The organism is Streptomyces sp. NPDC029292, from assembly GCF_055569295.1.
In genome coordinates this window covers 173,919-191,174 of the sequence record NZ_JBVHXR010000017.1, presented here as the reverse complement: position 1 = coordinate 191,174, position 17,256 = coordinate 173,919, and the positions used below count along the sequence as shown (strand labels likewise).

At 69.0% G+C, this 17,256-nt stretch carries 10 protein-coding genes and 4 pseudogenes; 3 read left to right on the top strand and 11 right to left on the bottom strand.

Annotation, left to right across the window (positions count from 1 at the left end; translation table 11 throughout):
- Positions 1 to 133: 133 nt before the first annotated feature.
- From ACZ4WS_RS32495 to ACZ4WS_RS32475, 5 genes and pseudogenes are all read right to left on the bottom strand, one after another.
- A pseudogene (locus ACZ4WS_RS32495) lies at positions 134 to 442 on the bottom strand (VOC family protein); the annotation flags it as partial.
- 34 nt (positions 443 to 476) lie between these two features.
- Positions 477 to 1,877, bottom strand: a complete 1,401-nt coding sequence (locus ACZ4WS_RS32490; RefSeq protein WP_467986159.1) for an NAD(P)-binding domain-containing protein — start codon at positions 1,875 to 1,877, stop codon at positions 477 to 479.
- 92 nt (positions 1,878 to 1,969) lie between these two features.
- Positions 1,970 to 2,388: pseudogene (locus ACZ4WS_RS32485) on the bottom strand (DMT family transporter); the annotation flags it as partial.
- Between the two features lie 465 nt (positions 2,389 to 2,853).
- Positions 2,854 to 5,265, bottom strand: a complete 2,412-nt coding sequence (locus tag ACZ4WS_RS32480; RefSeq protein ID WP_467986303.1) for a SpoIIE family protein phosphatase — start codon at positions 5,263 to 5,265, stop codon at positions 2,854 to 2,856.
- A gap of 355 nt (positions 5,266 to 5,620) precedes the next feature.
- Positions 5,621 to 6,409, bottom strand: coding sequence for a maleylpyruvate isomerase family mycothiol-dependent enzyme (locus ACZ4WS_RS32475; RefSeq protein ID WP_467986157.1), 789 nt, complete (start codon positions 6,407 to 6,409; stop codon positions 5,621 to 5,623).
- A 185-nt stretch (positions 6,410 to 6,594) separates the two neighbouring features.
- Between ACZ4WS_RS32475 and ACZ4WS_RS32470 the strand changes: the two genes are divergently transcribed.
- Both ACZ4WS_RS32470 and ACZ4WS_RS32465 read left to right on the top strand, forming a co-directional pair.
- On the top strand, positions 6,595 to 7,032 hold the full coding sequence (locus ACZ4WS_RS32470) for a MarR family winged helix-turn-helix transcriptional regulator (protein WP_467986156.1): 438 nt from the start codon (positions 6,595 to 6,597) through the stop codon (positions 7,030 to 7,032).
- A gap of 445 nt (positions 7,033 to 7,477) precedes the next feature.
- The gene (locus tag ACZ4WS_RS32465) at positions 7,478 to 8,686 is read left to right on the top strand and encodes a carbohydrate-binding protein (RefSeq protein ID WP_467986154.1); all 1,209 of its coding nucleotides are present in this window, start codon (positions 7,478 to 7,480) and stop codon (positions 8,684 to 8,686) included.
- A 142-nt stretch (positions 8,687 to 8,828) separates the two neighbouring features.
- Here ACZ4WS_RS32465 and ACZ4WS_RS32460 read toward each other — a convergent pair.
- Both ACZ4WS_RS32460 and ACZ4WS_RS32455 read right to left on the bottom strand, forming a co-directional pair.
- Positions 8,829 to 9,015 (bottom strand): annotated as a pseudogene (locus ACZ4WS_RS32460) (alpha/beta fold hydrolase); the annotation flags it as partial.
- A gap of 174 nt (positions 9,016 to 9,189) precedes the next feature.
- Positions 9,190 to 10,656, bottom strand: a complete 1,467-nt coding sequence (locus tag ACZ4WS_RS32455; RefSeq protein ID WP_467986152.1) for a hypothetical protein — start codon at positions 10,654 to 10,656, stop codon at positions 9,190 to 9,192.
- Positions 10,657 to 10,743: 87 nt separating this feature from the next.
- On the opposite strand from ACZ4WS_RS32455, the gene ACZ4WS_RS32450 reads away from it, so the two are divergent.
- Positions 10,744 to 11,079: a hypothetical protein gene (locus ACZ4WS_RS32450; RefSeq protein ID WP_467986150.1), complete on the top strand. Its 336-nt coding sequence runs from the start codon at positions 10,744 to 10,746 to the stop codon at positions 11,077 to 11,079.
- Positions 11,080 to 11,292: 213 nt separating this feature from the next.
- On the opposite strand, the gene ACZ4WS_RS32445 is transcribed toward ACZ4WS_RS32450, so the two are convergent.
- From ACZ4WS_RS32445 to ACZ4WS_RS32430, 4 genes and pseudogenes are all read right to left on the bottom strand, one after another.
- The gene (locus tag ACZ4WS_RS32445) at positions 11,293 to 12,051 is read right to left on the bottom strand and encodes a PIG-L family deacetylase (RefSeq protein ID WP_467986148.1); all 759 of its coding nucleotides are present in this window, start codon (positions 12,049 to 12,051) and stop codon (positions 11,293 to 11,295) included.
- A 578-nt stretch (positions 12,052 to 12,629) separates the two neighbouring features.
- Positions 12,630 to 13,700: a 2,3-diaminopropionate biosynthesis protein SbnB gene (gene sbnB / locus ACZ4WS_RS32440; RefSeq protein ID WP_467986146.1), complete on the bottom strand. Its 1,071-nt coding sequence runs from the start codon at positions 13,698 to 13,700 to the stop codon at positions 12,630 to 12,632.
- Positions 13,697 to 14,701 (bottom strand): TauD/TfdA family dioxygenase, encoded by a 1,005-nt coding sequence (locus ACZ4WS_RS32435; RefSeq protein ID WP_467986145.1) that lies wholly within the window; start codon positions 14,699 to 14,701, stop codon positions 13,697 to 13,699. The genes sbnB and ACZ4WS_RS32435 overlap by 4 nt, the downstream gene beginning before the upstream one ends.
- A 49-nt stretch (positions 14,702 to 14,750) precedes the next feature.
- A pseudogene (locus tag ACZ4WS_RS32430) lies at positions 14,751 to 17,240 on the bottom strand (non-ribosomal peptide synthetase); the annotation flags it as partial.
- Positions 17,241 to 17,256 lie beyond the last annotated feature (16 nt).

The following is a 17,256-nucleotide window of genomic DNA, read 5'->3' as shown; positions in this document are numbered from 1 at the left end:
AGCGAAGGGTCGTAGAAGGTGGCCGCCATGGACACCCCGGCAAGGAGCCAGGCAGCGGTGAAGGCGGCGAGGTTGGGCGCGTACGCAACAGCAAGGACAGCCACGACGCCCAGGACGGAACCGGCGGTCATCACGGTCCGCGGACCGCGACGCTCGAGGATACGGCCGACCGGGATGCCGATGTGGCCAGGCCCGTCTCGGCGAGGCGGGTTGTGGCGGCGTGGACGGCCTCGGTCGTCTCGACCTCGACGTCGAGGTGGTCCATGCGGGTGTCCTCGCCAGGCCGGCCTTCGACGAGGACGAGTTTGAGCGGGGGCTCGGCGATGGCGAAGTTGGCGTAGCCGTCGCGGAGTTTGGCGGGCTCGGTGCCGAAGAGCTTGGTGTAGAAGGCGATGGACGCGGCCAGGTCGGGAATGCGGAGGGCGAGCTGTACGCGGGACACGGCGAGCCTCCTGCTGGGTGGGTGCGGTGATGGGTCAGCAGCCGCCGGACGTGGCCGGGGTGCCGATGCCGATCTGCAAGGTGGCCGGAGCAGCGCAGCAGCCACCGCCGTCACCGGCCTGGGAGGTATCGGGCTCGTCGAACAGGCCCGCGCCGCCGCACACGCCGGTCTCCGGGAGGGTCAACTCGACGCGTTCGGCGGCCTCGTGGTCTCCGGCGAGCGCGGCGGCAATGGAGCGCACCTGCTCGTAGCCGGTCATCGCGAGGAAGGTCGGGGCGCGGCCGTAGCTCTTCATGCCGACCAGGTAGACGTCCTTCTCCGGGTGCGAGAGCTCCTTCACGCCGTGCGGGTAGACGGTGCCGCAGGAGTGGACGTTGGGGTCGATGAGCGGGGCAAGCGCGGTCGGCGCCTGGAGGCGTTCGTCCAGGCCGAGGCGCAGCTCGTCGAGGAAGGACAGGTCCGGGCGGAAGCCGGTCAGCACGATGACCTCGTCGACCGGGTCGAGGCGACACCCGTCCTCGGCGACCAGGACCAGGCGTCCGTCGGTGTCGCTCTCGACGGCCTCGGTACGGAAGCCGGCCACCGCGCTCGCGCGCCCCTCCTCGACGGCGGCCTTGGCGCGCAGGCCCAGGGCACCACGGGCGGGCAGTTGGTCGGCCTCGCCACCGCCGTACGTCGAACCGGTGATCCCCCGGCGCAGGATCCACACCGCGTGCGTGCCGTCCTCCTCCTTCGCCAGGTCAGCCAGGTAGGCGAGGGCAGTGAAGGCGGAGGCGCCGGAGCCGACGACCGCCGTGCGCTTGCCCGCGTAACGGGCGCGTACGGCCGGGTTCTTGAGTTCGGGGACGCGGTAGGAGATGTGCGCGGCGGCCGTCTTCTCGCCGAGTGCGGGCAGGCCGTCCGCGCCGATCGGGCTGGGTACGGACCAGGTGCCGGAGGCGTCGATGACGGCGCGGGCGGTGATCCGCTCCTCGCGGCCGTCGGCCCCCTGAACGTGCACGGTGAACGGCTGCTCGTCACGGCCTGAGTCGACGATGCGGTCACGGCCCACGCGGGCGACGCCGGTCACGGTCGCGCCGAAGCGGACCTTGTCGCCGAGTACGTCGGCGAGCGGCTGCAGATACTGCTTGGCCCAGTCGCCGCCGGTCGGGTAGGCCGCGCTGTCGGGGCGCACCCAGCCGGTCGGAGCCAGCAGCTTCTCGGCTGCCGGGTCGACGACCTCGGCCCAGGGGGAGAACAGTCGCACGTGCGCCCAGTCGCGAACGGCGGTGCCCGCGGACGGTCCCGCTTCCAGGATCAGCGGTTCGATGCCGCGTTCGACGAGATGGGCGGCGGCTGCCAGGCCGATCGGGCCGGCGCCGATGACCACGGTCGGCAGGGAGGCGGAGGTGCTCTCGCTCATCAGGTGCTCCAGGGGCTGGTTGCTGGATGCCATCGGATCTTCTGCATCGACATTCATCAATACAGCAGCGAGCCTGCCGCACACATCGATAGATGTCAATATTGACGCATGTCGAATTCGATTGGTGGAGCTGCCGGTCCTGGACTCGGCACCGACTTGAGGTGCCTCGCGACGATCAGCGGCGCGGTCGCGCAGCCCAGGACCGTCAAGAACACCTCGGTCAGCGAGAGCGCGTCGACGCCGGCCAGATGCGGGACCGTCAGCACCGCGACACCCACCAGGCCGAGCGCCAGCCCCGTCACCCGACGCGCCCCCAGCCGCTCCGTGTCACCGAAGAAGCAGGCCAGGGCCGCGCTCACGATTGGTACGCCCGCGATCAGCAAGCCCGTCGTGGAACTGGACAGGTGTCCTTCGGCGTCCGTCAACGTCCACCAGGGGCCGATGATCTCGATACGGGCAATGGCCAGCATGAGCCGGTACTCCCGTAGGCCCCAAACGAGCCCCCTTGCCGCACAGCGAAGGGCATGAGGAGGTCCGCGCCGAGCACGCTCTCTCTGCCCAGACGACTTGCTCCGGCTCAGGCTCGACCGACCCAGCAGACGATCCTGGCCGGGCGGCCGGCCTGCCGCAGCGGAGAACCGTCGCACCACAAACCCCTACGCATTTCATACACAGGCGGCCGAAGCGCTACGTACACACATTCCAAGGTCAAGAAAACGAAGAAACCACAGTTCAGAGGCCCAACCTGCGGTTTCCCAATGGACCGCCTTCGGGATTCGAACCCGAGACCTACGCATTACGAGTGCGCCGGTCATCCAACGTCCGGAGCATGCCCTCGGTCTGGCAAGGTCGAGGCGTTGGTGCTCGCCCCGTCTGTGCCCACCTTGGCGACGTGGAAACGGAGGTGTGCGCAGGTACGGGCGCTGCTCCCAGTTGGGGCCTGCCGGCGCAGGGGGCAATGTGTCGCTCTCTCGGGCGACCTCCGGTTCCTCCCAGCCGTGATCATGATTTACAGCCCGGCCAGTGGCTGTTCGGTCCAGACGGTCTTGCCCTCGCGGGTGTAGCGGGTGCCCCAGCGCTCGGTCAGCTGGGCCACCAGGAACAGGCCCCGCCCACCTTCATCGGTGGTGCGGGCGCGACGCAGGTGCGGTGAGGTGTGACTTGCGTCGGCGACCTCGCAGACGAGACATCGTTCACGGATGAGTCGCAGGGTCACGGGGCCGCTGGCGTAGCGGTAGGCGTTGGTGACCAATTCACTGGCGATCAATTCGGTTGTGAACGCCAGGTGTTCCAGTCCCCATTCGGCGAGCTGGGCCGTGGTGAGCGCTCTGGCTTGGGCGGCGGCGGTTGGTTGCAGCGGCAGTTGCCAGGAGGCGACGTTCTGCGGTGGCAGTACGCGGGTGCGCGCGATGAGAAGCGCGATGTCGTCGGTGGGGTGTGCGGACACGAGGGAGTCGACAACCGCCTGGCACGTCTGCTCCAAGGGATCCGCAGGGTGGGTGAGCGCTGCGCGAAGCCGTTGCAGGCCCGTGTCGACGTCGGTGTCGCGTTCGCCGATGAGTCCGTTGGTGTAGAGCGTGAGCAGGCTGCCCTCGGCCAGTTCGATCTCCCGGCTCTCGAACGGGAGGCCACCCAGGCCGAGCGGCGGGCCGGGGGGCAGGTCAAGGAGGCCGGCCTGTCCGTCCGGTGTAGTCACGACCGGTAGAGGGTGACCCGCGCGCGCCACGGAGCATTGCCGGGAGACGGGGTCGTAGACGGCGTAGAGGCAGGTGGCGCCGACGACCTGCTCGCTGGCGGGTTCGCCGGCCGGCTCTTGTTCCGCGGCAAGGAGGTTGACCAGGTCGTCCAGTCGGGAGAGGACCTCGTCCGGTTCCAGGTCGAGGGTGGCAAGGGTGTGCACGGCGGTACGCAGCCGACCCATCGTGGCAGCAGCATGCAGTCCGTGGCCCACCGCGTCGCCGACGACGAGTGCGACCCTGGCCCCGGACAAGGGGATGACGTCGAACCAGTCACCGCCCAGGCCCGGGGCCGTGCTGGCTGGGAGGTAGCGAGGGGCGACATCGACGGCCGGCTGGGGCGGAACGATCCTTGGCAGCAGGGTGCGTTGCAGGGTGGACGCGGTCTGCTGCTGCTGGGTGAAGCGTCGGGCGTTGTCGATACTGATGGCGGCGCGCGAGGCCAGGTCCTGGGCCAGTGTGAGATCGTCGGCCTCGAACGGCTCGGGGCGCCGCGATCGCCACAGGCTCATCACGCCCAGGACCAGGCCGCGCGCGGCCAATGGCACCAGGATCAGAGAATGGGCCGAGAGGTCCGGTGCCTGCTCGCCCTGACGCGGTTCTGCGGAGAACCAGTCGGGCGAAAGGACCGGTTCGAGGACGGGACGCCCGTCGGCCAGGCATCTGGCCTGTGGTGTGCCGGGTGGGAACTGAACCAGCTCCGCTTCCGGGTGCGGCAGGTCGGGCTCCTGGGCCAGGAGGCTGCGGACCGCGACCCGTGCGACGGGCCCCGCCAAGGCCTGCGCCGGCTCCTCGCCGCGTGTCACCGGTTCCGACAGGTCCACCGATACGTGGTCCGCCAGGTGAGGGACCATCACATCCACGAGTTCCCAGGCCGTCTCTCCCACATCGAGCGTCGATCCGATACGCGCGCCGGCCTGGGCGAGGAGCGCCAGCCGAAGTTGGGCCCGATGGCGTTCGGTGACGTCCTCGATCGTCTCTGCCACTCCCAGGACCCGGCCGGCGGGATCTTCCAGTCGGAACGCCGAGACGGACGCGGCCCGCTCTCGAGTGGGATCCCGCTCCAGGCGGGCGTACTGCTCGGTGGAGACCAGTGATCTTCCGGTCTCCATCACATGGCGCACCCGGTCCACGGATTCCCGCGCATCCTCGGCGACCAGCAGCGCGCCTGTAGGCATTCCCCGAAATGAGACGGCCGGGGTGCCGGTGAACCGTTCGACCGCACGGTTGACCCGCAGAATCGTCATCTCGGGGCCATGGACGACCAGACCGATCGGACACCGGCGGAACAACCCGTCGAGGACCGCGCGGTCCCTTTGCCACTCGAGGACCTCCGCCGCGGGCGCCCCGACAAGGAACCACTCGCGGCCAAGTTCACCGCGCAGGAGCGCACGTGCCCTGAAACCCATCTCCACGAGCCGCCCGCTGCGATGCCGCACCGCCAGTACGCCGAACCAGCCTCCATCCCTCCTGCACGTCGCCACGGCGGCCTTGGCGGCCGGCAGGTCGCGGGGATCGATCAGGGCATCGAGCGCCGGACGGCCGATGACTGCTGTCTCCGGATAGCCGAGCAACTCCTGTGCCCGCCGGCTCCAGCCGACCACGGTTCCCCGGTCGTCGAGCACCGCCGAGGCGGCGTGGTGCAGCGCGAAAGGATCATCCCCGCTCTCGCTGAGCACCGTCATCCGCTTGTCCACCCCGAACACCACCTCGTACTCGGCTACCGATGTTCTCCCCCTGGTTCTTCGCACGCGGCCGGCAACTGGCCCGACTCAGACCCGGGCGGGTCGCTCTGCTCCAACGCCCGGTGCACAGACCAGGCTGATGCCATGTGACGTATTGAACCCGGTCAAGGCCTAGCTGCCTGCCGGGCGCCGTGTCGCGGCGTGGCGTGACGGCCGTCACCCGCACGGTCACACCAGGGAGCATCGGCGATCAACTCCAGGCGCGTCGAGCGACGAAGGCCGAGCCGGTTTGCGCGCGGGTGCCGGAGCGATCTCGGTGGCCCGTCCCCGCAACGAGCAGCGAAAGGACGGGCGCTCAGAACGCTGAATTGGAGAACCAGTGCTCCAGCAGGCCCTCGTCTCCCTCGTGCGTGAAGACCTCGGCGTCGTGGTGCAGGCGGCCGTAGACGAGCAGGAGCAGGTCGGCCGCGGCTCCCTGGACGGACGCGTCGGCTGTGTCCGGCTCGCGGCTCTCAACAAGCCCGAACCCATCGGGCCGCAGGCGGACGAGCCAGTCGCCGACCCCATCGGTGGTGATGAAGCGGATGGTTCTGCCGGGACCTCGCAGGTTGGCGACGTTGGGGGCGAAGAAGGCGGCGGACGGCAGATTGACGAGGAACTCGTCGATCCCGTCGACTGCGAGGGGATGTTCGATCGTCGGCCGGAGGCCGAGCGCCAACTCACTGTCGGCCCGGTGCACCAGGGTCTCGAAGAGCATCCGGCGCGCCCAGAAGCGGGCGTGCTGGTCGACGCCCCACGCCCACATCGGCAGGCTCGGGTCAGTGGCGGCGAAGGCCTCCGCGGCGACGGCCGCGCTCTCCGCCAGCCAGTCCGCGTACTCGTCCTCGCGGTCCGGGAGCCTCAGGTCCACCTCGCGGTTCCGGGGGGCTTGCTGGATGCGCGTCTCCAACAGGACCGAGAACCAGCGCTGGACGCTGCCGGTGTGCTTCATCAGGTCGGCCAGCGTCCAGCCGGGGCAGCTGGGCACCGGGGTTGCCAGGTCGGCGCCCTTGACCGCAGCGACGAACCGGGCGGTCTCCGCGGCGACGGCCGCGCGGTGGTCGATCTCGATCGATCCGTTGCCGGGATGGTTCGGAGTCTTCATCGGGGCACGCCTTCCAAGACGACCGCGGTGTTTCCGGAGGGCGGGGACACCTCGTGCTGTGCGTGAGACACGGAAACTCGTTCCTGACTACTTAAGAACCTCGATGCTTGAGGACTTCAAGCAATTGACAGACCGTAATCATCAATATTTGAGATGGTCAAGTTTCCTGGCGTAGGGTCACCCACATGACAGGAACCCGCCGCGTCGACACGGCCCAGCTCATGGAGCTGCTCTCGGTGTCGCTAGCCGCCTACTACGGCGACTTCACCGTCGCCGCGGCGAGCGAGAACCTCACGGCCAGCCAGGGCAAGACTCTCAACGTGCTGCGCCGGGGACCCGCCGCGATGCGCGTCCTCGCCTCCATCCTCACGTGCGACGCCTCCAACATGACCGGGATCGTCGACCGACTGGAGAAGCGCGGCCTGGTGCGGCGCGAGCCCAGCTCCACCGATCGCCGGGTCAAGAACGTCGTCCTCACGGACGAGGGCGAGCGGGTCATCGACGCGATTCGCGGGAAGATGCACACCACGCTCGCCGGCCTGAACAGGCTCAGCGACCAGGACCAGGACGCTCTGTACGACCTCCTGGAACGCACTTTCACCGCACAGCCCGCGGCCGCCTGACCGCGTGATCGCCGGTCGGCTCTTTCGTCGGGTGCTGGAGCACCTGGAGAGGTCGGATCCGCGCGTGTCACCAGGCGGTTGAGCGTGGTCACCCGATGCTGCGCCGGGTTGACACCGTGAGCGCCGAGGACGCCGCTGAGCAGCTGACGGAGTACGCCCGGCCGCGGAGAGCCGCGTGAGATGACCGGGATCACGTTCCACCGGCACGAGGGCCCAGGCGCTGCGCTCCAGGTCAACACGCCTGCCGGACGTTCGAGCCTCAGTTCGCCGAGACTCCGGCGGAGCACGTGATACCCAGACTGCGTGAGAGCAGGAAGGCACCGGAGGTCCGGGTAAAGAGATTGCATGGTCTAGTCCAAAGGCTCTTCTGGTCTAGTCCAACTCATTGACGTGATCGCGACAGCACCCAGAAGCTGGGGCCACTCCCCCACTCCCTGGAGGCACAGTGAGACGTCTTCGCGCATGTCTGGGCGCGGCAGCCGCCGTGAGCCTGGCCGCAGTCGGCACGACCGCCCTGGTCGCGGGCAACGCTTCGGGCGCGACCACCGCGCTCAGCAACCGCTGGTACGCCGCCGCTCCCTATCTGATGCCCCTGGACAACGACCCGCCGGACCCGGGCGCCATCATGGACGCGACCGGCCTCAAGGCGTTCCAGCTCGCGTTCATCCTGGCTCCCAACGGCGGCGGCTGCTCCCCCACTTGGGGCGGCACGGCCGCTGTCTCCTCGGACACCGCCGTGCAGTCGGTCATCAACACCATCCGCTCCAAGGGCGGCGACGTCTCGGTATCGATCGGCGGGTACGGCGGCACCAAGCTCGGACAGGCCTGCTCGGACGCGGCCGCCACCGCCGCGGCGTACCAGCAGGTCATCACCAAGTACGGTCTGCACGCGATCGACTTCGATCTGGAGGAGCCGGAGTACGAGAACACGGCGGCCATCAAGAACGAGATCGGCGCCGCCAAGATCCTCCAGCAGAACAACCCGGGACTCTACGTCTCCGTCACCACTGCCGGCACGGCGGACGGCACCGGCTGGTTCGGCAAGCAGATGCTGCTCGAGGCGAAGTCGCAGGGCTTCACGCCGAACAACTTCTCCATCATGCCGTTCGACGGCGGATTCAACGGCGCGGCCTCACAGACCAGCGCCCTCACCAACTTCAACACGATCCTCCAGTCCACCTTCGGCTGGGACCAGGCGACCGCCTACGCCCACGAGGGCTTCTCCGGGATGAACGGACGCAGCGACACCGGCGAGATCTTCTCGCAGGCCGACTTCCAGACGGTGCTGGACTACGCCACCAGCCACAACATGGACCGCTTCACCTTCTGGTCCCTCAACCGCGACCGCCAGTGCACCCCCGCCGACAACGGCGGCCGTACATCCGGCACCTGCTCCAGCGTGGCCCAGAATTCCTGGGACTTCGCGAAGTACTCGGTGATGTTCGCCGGAGCGACGCCGCCCACCAGCACCCCCACGCCGACTCCGACGCCTACGAGCACCGCGTGCACGACGGCCTGGAGCTCGACAGCGGTCTACACCGCCGGTAACGAGGTCTCGTACAACAAGCACAACTGGAAGGCCAAGTGGTGGACCCAGAACGAGGTGCCCGGCGCCTCGGAGTGGGGGCCTTGGCAGGACGAGGGGGCCTGCTGACGCACTGAAAGACGTCCGGATGGACGCACCACCGCAGGCCACAGGGGGTGATCAGAGCACCACCCCACGATGCCCGCGACCGGACAACTGACGGAAACGGCCAACGAGGTGGTGGCCGGCCACCACCTCCGGCCTCAGGACCTCAGCCGTCCCCGGCAAGGAAGTCCAGCAGCGCGGCGAGCGGCTGCGCAGGTGCGTTCAGCGGTACGAGATGCCCGGCGCCGGGGATGAGACGCAAGTGCGCGCCGGGCATCGGCAACGCCAGTTCGTGGACCTTGGCGACTGGGATCCAGGAGTCGTCCTCCCCCCCCCCAGCACACGGTGACGGGGATGCCGATGTCGACGTACGGCTACATCGTGGAGCAGCTGGGCCCGAAGGCAGACGCATCCGCCGAAGTCCTGGGCGACGAGCCTTGGTTGGCCATGTTTTCCCGCCATACGGGCCGCGGACCCGGCGACCCCGGATACGGCCGCGCCCCCTCCGCCGTGACGGTTCGCGGGTGTCAGGCGCCGGGCGGGCGAAGCCCAGCCACCGCCCACTTCGCCCGCGTGGACAGCCGGCTGAGTGCCTTCGCCGACTCCTTGCCGATCGTGTCCAGCAGGCGCCTGCCATGCGCCATCGTGGCACGCGCGAGTTCCGCGTCACCGGCCTCGACCGCGGCGAGCGTCAGTTCCAAATGCTGCTCCGTGATCAGTCGGCCGAGTCCCACGCGGTGCCACTGAGTCACCGCTCCCTCCGGCGTGGCGCCATGGGCGCCGACCGCCGCCCGTGCCCGCTCCAGCGCCCGCCCCGCTGCCACGAGGTCGCCCTTGCGCCGCTCCAGGCGGGCGAGGACGTACGCCTCCGAGGCCCGGTCCCATGCCGTGTCCTGAAGCGTGAGGAGGTTGAACTGGGCGCGGGCCGCCTGTGCGTGGTCGCCGATGCGCTCCAGCGCACGGCTCAGCTCTCGGAGCCGGTCCGCGTCCGGGCCCGTGTCGTCCAGCATGCGGATGAGCCCGATCCGGGCGTGCTCGATACGACCCTGCCGGTGGGCCAGCTCGATCCAGGTGAACTCGCTCTCCGCAGCCGCATCCCGCCCGTGCCGCCTCGCCTCCTCGGCGCGGGCCCAGTGCACGGCTCCGGCACTGTCGGTGACCTGCCCGGTAGTGGCCGACCGCAGGAGCGGAACGTCCCCGTCCTGCCCGTGCAACGCCACCAGCACCGCGGCCAGCCGCCGCTCCTCGAACCACTCGGTCCGCGCGGCATTCTCGTGCTCCAGCAGGAAGCGCAGCAGCGGCAGGTCGCCGTCACGGCGGTCGTACCGCGCTGCCCTCAGCACCCCCGCCCGCAGAGCTGGATCCGCAGCCGTCTCCTCCCGCGCGCCGAGGTCGCCGGAGCGCATCCGCTCCAGCGCCTCTCGTCCCGGGCCGAGGACGACGTCGCGCAGGGGCTGCCGGAAGGACTCGTCCAACCGGTACGCGCAGAGCGCGCGGAAGTTGAGCAGGACGTGGTCCGGCTCGGTGCGCCTGGCGGCCGACTCCGACATGGCGAGGAGTTCGACCAGCGGCCGGTCCGGCAGACCCAGACCGCTGATCAACGCCGCTCGCTGCGCGTCCAGTTCGGGGGCGAACCCCTCCCGCGCTTCGTCGTCCGCCGCACGTATTTCGGCGAGCAGGTCCTCCTCGTCCAGCTCGGGGGAGATGTGCTCGCACCACCCGGGCAGCCGGACGAGGATCTCGAGAGCCTCGCCGACAGTGTCGGCGAGCAGTACGGCGTCCCCCTCGGAGGACGCGTGGAGCACCGCCGTTCCCCCGCACAGGAAGTACGTTCCGCCGGTGTCGTCGCCGGCGATCGCCTCCAGCGACGCACCGGACGCGAGGTGCACCGGCTCGACGTGGTACGCCCGGTTCACATCGAAGTCGAAGGCAAACGCGGCCAGTTCAGCCAGATCAGGGCGGGTCCGCAAGAGTTCCAGAACGCGGTCGGTCATACGACCGAACCCTAACGAGGCTCCAGCAGGAACATCCGGCGCAGGCGGCGCCCAGAGGCGGAGCAGCCGATCTCCGCTCTGCACACCGTGACGCTGTCGGCCACCTACGACCGTCTTCCGGTGGCCGGGTCCGCCGCACTTCTGGGGAACGGCACGCTACAGCGGACGGTTCTGGGCCGCCCGGCGGTCTTCTACTCGGACCGCACCATCAGCATCAGCTTCCGCCTCGACGGGAGCGACACCGACAGCGGTCCCGGCGTCCCGGCCCGCGCCCTCACCGCGGCCCGGGACACAAAGGACAGCGGCGGCTCCTTCGAGGTGGTCCTGTGGCGCGCGGACGGCGGGGTGCCGGACGACGCGGTGCTGCTCCGCGTCGCCGAGAAGGTACTGCCGACGGTCCCGGGGTGGGCTGCCGACGGGTGACGGCCTCTGGCAAGTGCCTCGGCATCCGGCGCTCCCGCCGGGGTCAGGCCACGTGCCGAGGAGTTCGGCACCGCGCTGCTGGTCGCTCTAGCGTGCCTCAGCTGGCTATGCACGCGAGAACGGGAGTCGATTGTCGACGGCTTCGGAGTCACTTCGCGGCTCTGCCGCGTGATCGATGTCGAAGGGTTCGGGAGTCACTGCGGCACCTCATGCTCACACCGTCAGGTTCGTTTGGGACGACACGATGGAGACGGTGTCGTAGCGGATGTACCACTCGGTGGAGAGAATCCGCTCCCGGACGGCCGTCGGGAATCCGGCAAGCAAGCCCGGCGCGGCCCCCCGCTCCACCTCGGTGCGATGAGCCAGCACGGCGGCCCACTTCTGCTCCAGCCAGGGGCTGACATCGACGGTTGCGGTGATCCGCTCGTCGGCAACAGTGTTCATGGCCTTGCCCGCACGGGCCAGGTCGCTCAGCGCCCCCATAGCCGAGTGCGGGTGCGTGGCCAGGTAGAGGGCGCTCGGTTGCCAAGGTTCACCGGCATCCGGATAGAGCCGCTCAAGCCCGGCGGCCTGGACTGCGAGCGTGGTCACCCGGTTGGTGTGCACATGGTCTGGATGGCCGGTCAGGCCGCCGTAGGCGTCATGGGTGACCACGATCTCCGGGCGGAACTGGCGCAGGTGAGAGACCAACCGCCCCACCGTCTCGTCGAGCGGCGCATCGCAGAACCGCGACATACCCGGAGCCGACTGCGGTACGCGAGCGTCGGCATAGCCGAGCATGCGTGGCTTGTCAGTGCCGAGGATCCGAAGTGCTTCGGCGAGTTCCGCGCCGCGTTGCGTGTCCGCGGTCCAGGTTGCTGTGACAACTGCGGTTCGAGCGCCTGCGGCCGCGTGCCCGGCGAGCACGCCGCCCGCGAACAGGGACTCGTCGTCGGGGTGAGCGAACACCGCGAGCAGGCTCGGCACCGGCATCGATTGATCACCTTCCAGCACGAGGAAGCCTGATCGTATGTCTTGAGGGTACGGCCGGTTTCTGCCCCGCCTCGCACAACGATCAGGCCGTCGCCGCGTTCCGTAAGCCGGTTGACTGGCGAAGGCAGGTGACTTCCGAAGTCGCGAACATCGGACATTCGCGCGAGAGTGCGACTCCCGATCTCGCGTCGAAACGACATCCCAACTCGGGTTCTGGCTCACCTTCTGTTTGCGCCGTGAGGCGCTGTTGGTTGGAGTGGAGGTGGAAGACCTGCCGCCAACCCGCTGTCACAGCAGTGGGGTTGAAGCTGAGGGCAGCCTGATCCGGGTGATGCCGGGGAGGGCGAGAGCAGCCCTGACAACGCCGGGACGTGTCCAGTACTGCCGGATGGGGCGGGTCCGGCGAGCGGGACGGAGAGGAGTACGCGAGGAACCGGCGTTCACGTCTCTCAATCGAGTCACCGGCTCGAACCTGGCGGATCAGAGCCGGAAACGGTGCGTATCCAGGTCATTCGCACAAGCCCGACCGGCTCGTTCCGTTTCAGACCCTTCGTTCGCGGCAGGGCGCTGTGGGCCGGTCATCCGTGTCGGCGCAGGTCGTGGAAGAAGTCTTCGATGACGTGGAGCTGCCCGGAGCGGGCCGTCTCGTCGTAGACGTATTTGCCGACGGCGAGGTCGAGTACGCCGAGGCCGAAAGGCGAGAACACCAGTGGCCGGTCGGTGGGGGGTGTTACTCGTCCGGTCATGACGTCGGCGAGTGTGCCGTACAGGAAGTCGCGGTTGCCGGTGAGCTGTTCGGCCAGGTGCGGGGAGGTGTTGGCTTTGAGGCAGTGTTCGACGTCGTCGACGATGTTGGTCGAGGCGAGGATGATCTCGGGTGCGAGGTCGCGCAGGGACACGTGCAGGACCAGGGGGTTGTGGTGGAACCAGGCCGGGTCGCTGATGTGTGGCTCGCCGGCGATGGTGGCGAAGACGACGAGGTCGCTGGAGCGGATGAGTTCCTCGGGGCTGTCGTGCACGGTGATCTGTCCGGCGGTGCCGGTCTGTTGGAGGTAGTCGCGGAAGCCGGCGGCGCTGTCGAGTGACAGGTCGTGGACGCCGGTCTCGTCGAAGGCCCAGCCCACGGCGGTCAGAAAGGTGTGGATGTAGCGGGCGATCAGGCCCGTGCCGAAGAACCCGATACGGGTGGGGCGTTGCCGGTTGCGGGTGAGGTGGTCGGCGGCCAGTGCCGCGGATGCGGCGGTTCTGGTGGCGCTGATGATGGAGCTTTCCAGGCAGGCGAACGGGTAGCCGGTGTCGTGGTCGTTGAGGATCAGGACTGCGGAGGCCCTGGGGATGCCGGCCTGGACGTTGTCGGGGAAGCTGGAGATCCATTTGAGGCCGTCCACCCGCACTTGCCCGCCGATCGAGGCGGGCAGCGCGATGATCCGGGAGGAGGGGCGGTCGGGGAAGCGCAGGAAGTAGGAGGGTGGGTTGACCGACTCTCCGGCGGCGTGCAGCTGGTAGGTGGCCTCGATGAGGTTCACGATCTGCTTTTCCCGGTCCTGCAGGGCGTGCTGGACCTGGGCGCCGGAGATCACTGCGAACGGTGGCACGGTGTGCGGCTGGGACATGGTGGGCTCCATTGCGGTGGAACGGACGGTAGTCATCCGGCGCTTGCCTCGGCGGTCGGCGGGCACTCGGCCAGGCGCAGCGGCTCGGCCATGGCGACGAGTACCTCGCGTGGTCCTTGGAAGGCCTCCCTGCTGTGAGCGGTGCGCACATTGTCGACGAGCATGAGGTCGCCGGCCTGCCACGGCTCGCGGGTGGTGTGGGCGGTGTAGGTGTCGTTGAGGAGCTGGATGATGTCCGGGCCGATGGGGTCGCCGCCTCCGAAGCGGGTGTTGAACGGCAGTCCCTCGGCGCCGTAGACGTCGATGAGGTATTCGCGGATTTCGGGTTCGATCGTCCATTCGTTGAGGAAGGCGATCTGGTTGAACCAGCAGCGGCGGCCGGTGACCGGGTGGGTCCTCACGGCGGGGCGGCGCTGGCGGGTGCGCAGGCTGCCGTCGGGTTGCCAGGCGAATTCGATGGCGCCGCTGCGGCAGTAGTCCTCGATGGCCCTCCGGTCGTCGGTGCCGAAGGCCTCGGCGTAGGGGGCGCCGATCTCGTCGTTGTAGGTGCGGGTGAGCAGCCAGCCTTCCTGTTCGAAGCGGTGGACCAGCTCGGTGGGCAGTGCCTCGAGGACGGTGGGGGCGTCGCAGATGGCGGTGGCTCCGCCGGTGGTGGGTGCGGTCAGGCAGGCGAAGAGCATGAGGCCGGGGGGCTGGAGGGTGTAGCTGACTTCGTGGTGCATGCACATCGGCTGGTTCGGCGGCCATGTCGAGGAGGAGTACACGCCCGGGGTGTACGTCTGGCGGGGGGCGAAGGCTTCCTTGTCGGTCATCAGGGCCGGGGCCAGGCGGTGGAGGAGGGCGCTCGCCTGGTCCGCGTCGCGCAGGTGCAGGCCGCGGATGAGGACCGCGCCGTGTTCGGTGACGAGAGTGCGCAGTGCGTGGTGATGTTCGGCCGCCCAGGCCGGCGCGTCTTCGGGGGTGTTGGTGTGCAGGATCGGGGGTTTGCCGGGGTGCAGGTCCATCTCGAGGGGGGACTCCGGGATCGGGTACGGCATGGTGCCTTCTTCTTTTCGATGTGGTTCAGGAGGAGGCCAGTAGTTCGGTTGCCTGGCGCTGGGGTCCGTTGTCGACCAGGGCGGCGAGGTCGGTGAGGACCGGGTGTGCGGTGACGTCTTTGAGGGACACGGCGCGGTCCAGGGCGATGGCAAGCTTCACGGCCGAGAGGGAGGTGCCGCCGCGGTCGAAGAAGTGGTCGCGGCGTCCGATCCGGTCTTGCGGGACGCCGAGGACCTTCGCCCAGGCAGCCGCCAGCCGCTGCTCGGTCGGTGTGGCCGGCGGCTCGTGCTCGTCCTCGGTGGTGGCGAGTTCCGTGGCGAGCGCCATCAGTGCCTTCTTGTCGATCTTGCTGTTGGCGGTCAGCGGCAGGCTTTCGCGCCAGTGGAAGGCCGCCGGGACCATGTAGGTGGGCAGCGAGGCACCCAGCCGGTCGGCAAGGGTCGCGTTGTCGAGGGACTTCGGGCCGGAGTAGAAGGCGACCAGGTGCTTGCTCTGGTCGGCGCGTTCGGCCACCACCACCGCGCCGTCGCGGACACCGGGGAGGCGGAGCAGGGTGTTCTCGATCTCGCCGATCTCGATCCGGAACCCGCGGATCTTGACCTGGGCGTCGCGGCGGCCGAGGAACTCCAACTTCCCCGAAGGGTGCCAGCGGCCGTAGTCGCCGCCGAGGTAGAGCCGCATGCCTTCGCGGTACGGATCGGCCAGGTAGGCGGCTTGGGTGCGTTGGGGGTCGTTGATGTAGCCGCGGCCGACGCAGACCCCGGAGAACGCGATCACGCCCGGGGCACCCAGTGGCACGGGTGTGAGGTGTTCGTCGACGACGTAGATGTGCACGTTGTTGACCGTGCGGCCGAGCAGGATGCGGTCCGGCGCCCGGTCCATGACGTCGTGGTTGGTGTCGTCCGAGGTCTCGGTGAGCCCGTAGGCGTTGACCAGCCCGATCTGGGGCTGGGCGGTGAACCAGCGCTCGGCGAGCTCCCTTTTCAGCGCCTCGCCGGTGACCGACACGTATCGCAGGTCCGGCAGCGTGCGAGGGCGCTGTTCGAGCTCGGTCAGGACGGCTTCGAGGTAGGAGGGCACGACCTGCAGGACGGTGACCTCGCCGTCGGTGATGGTGTCGAGGAAGCGGGGGACGTCGAGGATGACGTCCTGTTCGACCAGCAAGGTCCGTCCACCGACCAGGAGTGCGGAGACCAGTTGCCACAGGGAGATGTCGAAGCACTGCGGCGCGGTCTGGGCCACCACTTGTCCCTCGCCGACCTGGAGGTCGTCGATCTTGGCGTAGAGGTGATTGAGCATGCCGGCGTGTTCACACATTGCGCCCTTCGGCTCGCCGGTGGAGCCGGAGGTGAAGTAGATGTAGGCGAGCTGGTCGGGCGTGACGTGGATGCCGAGATCGTCATCGGTGTGGTCTTCTTCGTAGGCGGTGTCGACGAAGAGCCGATCGACTCCGGGCAGGGAGTCGAGTGCCTGGTCGAGGGTGGTGGCGTTGCCGGGTTCGGTCAGCACCAGGGTGCATGCGGCGCGGGAGAGGGTGGCAGCGATGCGTTCGGCCGGGAAGTGCGGCTCGATGGGGAGGTAGACACCTCCGGCTTTGAACACCGCGATGACGGCGGCCAGCCAGTCCAGGTTGCGTTCGGTCACCACCGCGACGACGTCTTCGCGGGCAAGCCCGCGGGCTACAAGGGCGCGGGCCAGCCGGTTTGCCCGGGCGTTGAGCTCCCCGTAGGTCCACTGCCGGTCGGCGTGCACGGCGGCGACAGCATCCGGATGCATCCGCACTCGGTCCTCGAACAGCTCATGCGCCCGCGTGTCGGGCAACTCCCGGACCGGTCCGGCCAGTCCCTCGAGCTGGAACCGCAGCTCTTCGGCGGACAGCAGGCTCTGGCGTGCGTGTTCGGCATCGGGGTCGGCGGTGATCAGCGCGAGCGCGGTCAGGTGATAGCCGGCGATGCGGGCGGCGCTGTCGGCGTCGAGCGCGTCGGTGCGGTAGCGCAGCCGCAGTACGAGCCGGCCGTCGTGGTGACGGATGCCCACCCGCAGAGCGGTGTCCTCGGTGAGGTCTCCGTCGATCGCGCTGGGATCGAGGACGGTCTCGAACGACGGCCCGGCCAGGCCCAGTTCGCGCCTCAGAGCGTCGATGTCCTCGGCCGGGACGTCCTGATGTGCCAGCAGTTCAGTGGCGACCCGGTGGGTGTTGTGCAGCAGTTCCCGCCACGAGACGGGTGCGGTGGTGAGCCGGCACGGCAGCAGGCTGCCGCCCTCGGTGACGTAGCCGGTGGTGATCTCCTGCTCGCCGGACAGTGTCGCGAGCACCTTGGCGTGCGCGGCCAGCAGGAGCGAACTGAGCGGCACCGCCAGCTCGCCCGCCAGTCGGCGCAGCCCGGTCACGGTGTCGTCGGGGGCCGGTGTCTCGTACTCCCCCACGCCGGTCACCGGGTGGAGGGTCCAGCGTGGGGCGGGGGTGAAGCCGCCGGCTGTCAATACGCCGCGCCAGTACTCCCGGCCGGTCTGGTGGGGACTCACATGCGTTGCCATCGGTTCCCTTCCTCTG